Below are 6,084 nucleotides of genomic sequence, written 5' to 3' on the forward strand. Positions count from 1 at the left end.
AAAAGTACGCCGCAGGAGAGACTCGCAATGGCTCAGCAGGTGAGTGGTCGCCAACCTCGCTATAAACGCATTTTGCTCAAACTTAGCGGCGAGGCCCTGATGGGCTCGGAAGAGTTCGGGATCGACCCGAAGGTGCTGGACCGCATGGCCCTTGAAGTGGGCCAGCTGGTAGGGATCGGCGTTCAGGTAGGCCTGGTGATCGGTGGCGGCAACCTGTTCCGCGGCGCAGCGCTCAGCGCAGCCGGCATGGACCGCGTTACCGGCGACCACATGGGCATGCTGGCTACCGTGATGAACGGCCTGGCCATGCGCGATGCGCTGGAGCGTTCGAACATCCCGGCCCTGGTCATGTCGGCCATTTCCATGGTGGGCGTCACCGATCATTACGATCGTCGCAAAGCTATTCGCCACCTCAACTCCGGGGATGTGGTAATTTTCTCCGCCGGTACCGGCAACCCGTTCTTCACTACCGACTCCGCCGCCTGCCTGCGCGGCATCGAAATCGATGCCGATGTGGTATTGAAGGCGACCAAGGTTGATGGTGTGTACACTGCCGATCCATTCAAGGATCCGCACGCCGAGAAGTTCGATCACCTGACCTATGACGAGGTCCTGGATCGCAAGCTGGGTGTGATGGACCTGACCGCAATTTGCCTGTGCCGTGACCACAAGATGCCGTTGCGGGTATTCAACATGAACAAGCCTGGCGCCCTGCTGAACATCGTGGTCGGTGGCGGTGAAGGTACTTTGATCGAGGAAGTCCAAGCATGATCAACGACATCAAGAAAGACGCGCAGGAGCGCATGACCAAGTCCCTCGAGGCCCTGGGCCGCAACCTGGCGGCAATCCGCACTGGTCGCGCTCACCCAAGCATCCTCGATACCGTCAAGGTCACTGCCTGGGGCAGCGAGATGCCGCTGAACCAGGTGGCTGCGATCACCGTCGAAGACGCTCGCACCCTGAAGATCGTCGCTCACGACAAGAACCTCAGCGCTGCCATCGAGAAGGCCATCCTGACCTCCGACCTGGGCCTGAACCCGTCCAGCGCTGGTACCACCATCCGTGTACCGATGCCGGCCCTCACCGAAGAAACCCGCAAGGGCTACACCAAGCAGGCCAGCGGCGTTGCCGAAGACGCCAAGGTAGCCGTGCGCAACGTGCGCCGTGATGCCCTGGGCGACCTGAAGAAGTTGACCAAGGACAAGGAAATCAGTGAAGACGAAGAGCGTCGTGCCGCTGATGAAATCCAGAAGCTGACCGACAAGTTCATTGCTGAAGTCGATGCTGCTTACAAAGCCAAGGAAAAGGACCTGATGGCCGTTTAAGGCCGAGGTTTTTAATGGAAAAGTCCAAGTTGGCGGCACCGTCCTCGGTGCCGCGTCATGTCGCGATCATCATGGATGGCAACAACCGCTGGGCGAAGAAGCGCTTGTTGCCCGGCGTTGCCGGGCACAAGGCTGGCGTCGATGCGGTGCGCGCAGTCATCGAGGTGTGTGCCGAATCCGGGGTCGAGGTGCTGACCCTGTTCGCGTTCTCCAGTGAAAACTGGCAGCGCCCGGCCGAAGAGGTCGGTGCGTTGATGGAGCTGTTCTTCTCGGCCTTGCGCCGTGAGGCCCGGCGCCTCAACGAGAACAACATCAGCCTGCGCATCATCGGTGATCGTTCTCGTTTCCACCCCGAACTGCAGGCCGCCATGCGCGAAGCCGAAGCGCTGACTGCGGGCAGCAATCGCTTCATCCTGCAGATCGCCGCCAACTACGGTGGCCAGTGGGATATCGCCCAGGCTGCCCAGCGCTTGGCGCGTGAGGTCCAGGCCGGCCATCTGCGCCCGGACGACATCACCCCGGGGCTGCTGCAGACCTGCCTGGCCACCGGCGAGCTGCCATTGCCTGACCTGTGCATCCGCACCGGTGGTGAGCATCGCATCAGCAACTTCCTGCTGTGGCAGCTGGCCTATGCCGAACTGTACTTCTCCGACCTCTTCTGGCCGGATTTCAAACACGAGGCCATGCGCAAAGCCCTGGCCGATTTCGCTTCGCGCCAGCGCCGCTTCGGTAAGACCAGCGAGCAGGTCGAGGCTGGAGCTCGTGCTTAATGCTTAAACAACGCATCATTACTGCGCTGATCCTGTTGCCGGTCGCGCTGGGTGGGTTTTTCCTGCTCAACGGCGGGGATTTCGCCCTGTTCATCGGCTTCGTGGTGACCCTCGGTGCCTGGGAATGGGCGCGTCTGGCCGGGCTTATGGCGCAGCCTTTGCGCATCGCCTACGCCGCTGTGGTTGCCGGAGCGCTGATGCTGCTCCACCTCATGCCAGACCTTGCACCTTGGGTGCTCGGGGCTTCGGTCATCTGGTGGGGGCTGGCCACCTGGCTGGTGCTGACCTATCCGCGCAGCAGCGAGCTTTGGGCCAGTGCCGCCTGCAAACTGCTGATCGGCCTGCTGATCCTGTTGCCGGCCTGGCAAGGCCTGATCCTGCTCAAGCACTGGCAGCTGGGTAACTGGCTGATCCTGTCGGTCATGGTGCTGGTGTGGGCCGCTGATATCGGCGCCTATTTCTCCGGCCGAGCCTTCGGCAAACGCAAGTTGGCGCCGCAGGTGAGCCCGGGCAAGAGCTGGGAAGGTGTCTATGGTGGCCTGGCAGTCAGCCTGGTGATCACCCTGGTGGTGGGCATCAGCCGTGACTGGGGCTTCGGTCAGCTTCTACTGGGCTTGTTGGGCGCTGCGCTGGTGGTCATGTCGTCGGTGATCGGCGACCTGACCGAGAGCATGTTCAAGCGCCGTGCCGGCATCAAAGACAGCAGCAACCTGCTGCCTGGCCACGGTGGTGTGCTGGATCGCATCGACAGCCTGACGGCTGCGATCCCGATCTTTGCCGTGCTGTTGTGGGCTGCCGAATGGGGTGTGATGTGAGCAGCGTGCAGCGTATCACCGTCTTGGGTGCGACAGGCTCGATCGGCTTGAGCACGCTCGATGTGATTGCGCGGCACCCCGAGCGCTACCAGGTGTTTGCGCTGAGCGGTTATTCGCGCATCGACGAACTGCTGGCCTTGTGCGTTCGGCACCGTCCGGCTTATGCCGTAGTACCCAATGACGAAGCCGCTGCGCGCCTGCGTGATGGTCTGCTTGGTGCAGGCTGCTCTGCGCAGGTGCTGGTAGGGGAGGCGGGCCTCTGTGAGGTTGCCGCAGCCCCTGAAGTGGATGCGGTGATGGCCGCCATCGTCGGTGCCGCTGGCCTGCGCCCGACCCTTGCCGCCGTCGAGGCGGGCAAGAAGGTGCTGCTGGCCAACAAGGAAGCGCTGGTGATGTCTGGCGCGCTGTTCATGGACGCGGTGCGGCGCAGTGGCGCCGTGCTGTTGCCGATCGACAGCGAGCACAATGCGATCTTCCAGTGCCTGCCGGGCGATTATGCCCGCGGCCTGAGCCAGGTCGGCGTGCGTCGTATCCTGCTGACCGCCTCGGGTGGGCCGTTCCGCGAAACGCCCGAGGCTGCCCTGCGTGATGTCACGCCAGAACAGGCCTGTGCCCATCCCAACTGGTCCATGGGTCGGAAGATTTCCGTGGACTCGGCCAGCATGATGAACAAGGGGCTGGAGCTGATCGAAGCCTGCTGGCTGTTCGATGCGGCGCCAGCCAAGGTCGAGGTGGTCGTGCATCCGCAGAGCGTGATCCATTCGCTGGTCGACTACGTCGATGGTTCGGTGCTGGCCCAGCTGGGCAACCCGGACATGCGCACCCCTATCGCCAACGCCCTGGCCTGGCCAGAGCGCATCGATTCCGGGGTGGCCCCGCTGGACCTGTTCGCCATCGCCCGCCTGGACTTCCAGGCACCGGACGAACAGCGCTTCCCCTGCCTGCGCCTGGCGCGCGAGGCGGCTGAAGCGGGTAACAGTGCGCCTGCGGTGCTCAATGCGGCCAACGAGGTCGCGGTCGAGGCATTTCTCCAGCGGCGTATCCGCTTCCCGGATATCGCGGGTATGATCGAACAGGTGCTTGATCAGGAACCTGTGGTGCCGCTGCCGTCGTTGGAGGCTGTGTTCGCTGCTGACCAGCGTGCCCGTGAGCTGGCCCGTGAGTGGCTGAGGCGTCACGGTCGTTGAGGCTGGTGGCTATTCCAGGGTTCTGCTGAACGTCATTCGGAGATAGATATGACTGCGCTCTACATGATTGTCGGCACCCTGGTGGCCCTGGGTGTATTGGTCACGTTCCACGAGTTTGGCCACTTCTGGGTTGCCCGGCGCTGCGGGGTCAAGGTCCTGCGTTTCTCCGTCGGCTTCGGCATGCCGCTGCTGCGCTGGCATGACCGCCAGGGGACCGAGTTCGTGGTGGCGGCGATCCCGCTGGGTGGCTACGTCAAGATGCTCGACGAGCGTGAGGGCGAAGTTCCTCCGGCGCTCGCCGATCAATCGTTCAACCGCAAGTCGGTGCGTCAGCGTATCGCCATCGTGGCTGCAGGCCCGATTGCCAACTTCCTCCTGGCTATCGTCTTCTTCTGGCTGTTGGCCATGCTCGGTACCCAGCAGATCCGCCCGGTGATCGGCGCGGTTGAGTCCGGGAGCCTGGCAGCGTCGGCAGGCCTGGCCGCCGGTCAGGAAATTGTATCTATTGATGGCAAGGCGACCAGCGGTTGGTCGGCTGTCAATCTGCAACTGGTTCGGCGCCTGGGTGAGAGTGGCACGCTGCAGGTCGGAGTGCGCGACGAGGGCGCCACTGCCGAGCGCCAGCTGCAGGTGAAACTGGATCATTGGCTCAAGGGGGCCGACGAGCCGGACCCTATCCAGTCCCTGGGCCTGCGCCCATGGCGGCCGGCGGTATCGCCGGTGCTGGCCGAGATCGACCCGAAAGGCCCGGCCGCTGCCGCTGGTCTGAAGGCTGGCGACAAGTTGCTCGCCCTCGACGGCGCGGCGCTGAGCGATTGGCAGCAGGTAGTGGACAGTGTTCGCGCCCGTCCGGATGCCCAGGTGGTGCTGCGTGTCGAGCGCGATGGCGCGGCCCTGGAAGTGCCGGTCACACTGGCTCGCAAAGGTGAGGGCAAAGCTGCCGGAGGCTACCTCGGGGCGGGTGTGAAGGGCGCCGAGTGGCCGGCCAGCATGCTCCGCGAAGTCAGCTATGGCCCGCTGGATGCAGTGGGCGAGGGGCTCTCGCGGACCTGGAACATGAGTGTCCTGACCCTCGAGTCGCTGAAGAAAATGCTGTTCGGGGAGCTCTCGGTAAAAAACTTGAGTGGACCGATAACCATTGCTAAAGTGGCGGGCGCTTCAGCCCAGTCCGGCGTGGGGGATTTCCTGAATTTCCTGGCCTACCTGAGCATAAGCCTGGGGGTTCTTAACCTGCTGCCCATTCCAGTACTGGATGGGGGGCATTTGCTGTTTTACCTGGTCGAGTGGGCGCGCGGTCGTCCGCTGTCCGAACGGGTGCAAGGTTGGGGGGTCCAGATCGGTATCAGTTTGGTCGTAGGGGTGATGTTGCTCGCCCTGATCAACGATCTGGGTCGACTTTAAAAGCTTCGCTCAATTGCGAACCAGCCGTCTTTATACGGCGGGTTGTTTATTGCCAGTTGGAATAAAAGGACTTCATGAAACGTCTGCTGCTAACTGCGGTCATGTCCGCACTGATGATCGCTGAAGTTCACGCCGAGTCCTTCACTATCTCCGATATTCGTGTCAACGGCCTGCAGCGGGTATCCGCTGGCAGCGTGTTCGGCGCCTTGCCGCTCAACGTCGGCGACCAGGCTGACGACCGTCGCCTGGTGGATTCCACCCGTTCGCTGTTCAAGACCGGCTTCTTCCAGGACATCCAGCTGAACCGCGATGGCAACGTCCTGATCATCAACGTGGTCGAGCGCCCGTCGGTATCGAGCATCGAGATCGAAGGCAACAAGGCGATCAGCACCGAAGACCTGATGAAGGGCCTGAAACAGTCGGGCCTGGCCGAAGGCGAGATCTTCCAGCGTGCCACCCTCGAAGGCGTGCGCAACGAACTGCAGCGCCAGTATGTGGCCCAGGGCCGCTACTCGGCCGAAGTCGATGCCGAAGTAGTGCCGCAGCCGCGCAACCGGGTGGCCTTGAAGATCAAGATCAACGAAGG

At 62.8% G+C, this 6,084-nt stretch carries 7 protein-coding genes; all 7 read left to right on the forward strand.

From position 1 onward, the window contains the following. Positions 1–27 precede the first annotated feature (27 nt). Positions 28–771 (forward strand): UMP kinase, encoded by a 744-nt coding sequence (gene pyrH, locus N430_RS24610; protein WP_110639358.1) that lies wholly within the window; start codon positions 28–30, stop codon positions 769–771. Further along, a complete protein-coding gene (frr, locus tag N430_RS24615; RefSeq protein ID WP_060512640.1) occupies positions 768–1,325 on the forward strand; it encodes a ribosome recycling factor in 558 nt (185 codons plus the stop codon). The genes pyrH and frr overlap by 4 nt, the downstream gene beginning before the upstream one ends. A gap of 14 nt (positions 1,326–1,339) precedes the next feature. After that, positions 1,340–2,095, forward strand: coding sequence for a polyprenyl diphosphate synthase (gene uppS, locus N430_RS24620; RefSeq protein ID WP_110639357.1), 756 nt, complete (start codon positions 1,340–1,342; stop codon positions 2,093–2,095). Next, positions 2,095–2,910 carry a phosphatidate cytidylyltransferase gene (locus N430_RS24625; protein ID WP_060512642.1) on the forward strand — a complete coding sequence of 272 codons (816 nt, stop codon included), beginning with the start codon at positions 2,095–2,097 and terminating at the stop codon, positions 2,908–2,910. The genes uppS and N430_RS24625 overlap by 1 nt, the downstream gene beginning before the upstream one ends. Beyond that, the gene (ispC, locus tag N430_RS24630; protein ID WP_110639356.1) at positions 2,907–4,097 is read left to right on the forward strand and encodes a 1-deoxy-D-xylulose-5-phosphate reductoisomerase; all 1,191 of its coding nucleotides are present in this window, start codon (positions 2,907–2,909) and stop codon (positions 4,095–4,097) included. The genes N430_RS24625 and ispC overlap by 4 nt, the downstream gene beginning before the upstream one ends. A gap of 48 nt (positions 4,098–4,145) precedes the next feature. Then, the gene (gene rseP / locus N430_RS24635; RefSeq protein WP_110639355.1) at positions 4,146–5,498 is read left to right on the forward strand and encodes a sigma E protease regulator RseP; all 1,353 of its coding nucleotides are present in this window, start codon (positions 4,146–4,148) and stop codon (positions 5,496–5,498) included. A gap of 74 nt (positions 5,499–5,572) precedes the next feature. After that, a partial coding sequence (locus N430_RS24640; RefSeq protein WP_305888044.1) for a POTRA domain-containing protein occupies positions 5,573–6,084 on the forward strand: 512 nt, incomplete at its 3' end.

The organism is Pseudomonas sp. CC120222-01a, from assembly GCF_003097235.1.
In the GTDB taxonomy this organism is placed as follows: Bacteria; Pseudomonadota; Gammaproteobacteria; order Pseudomonadales; family Pseudomonadaceae; genus Aquipseudomonas.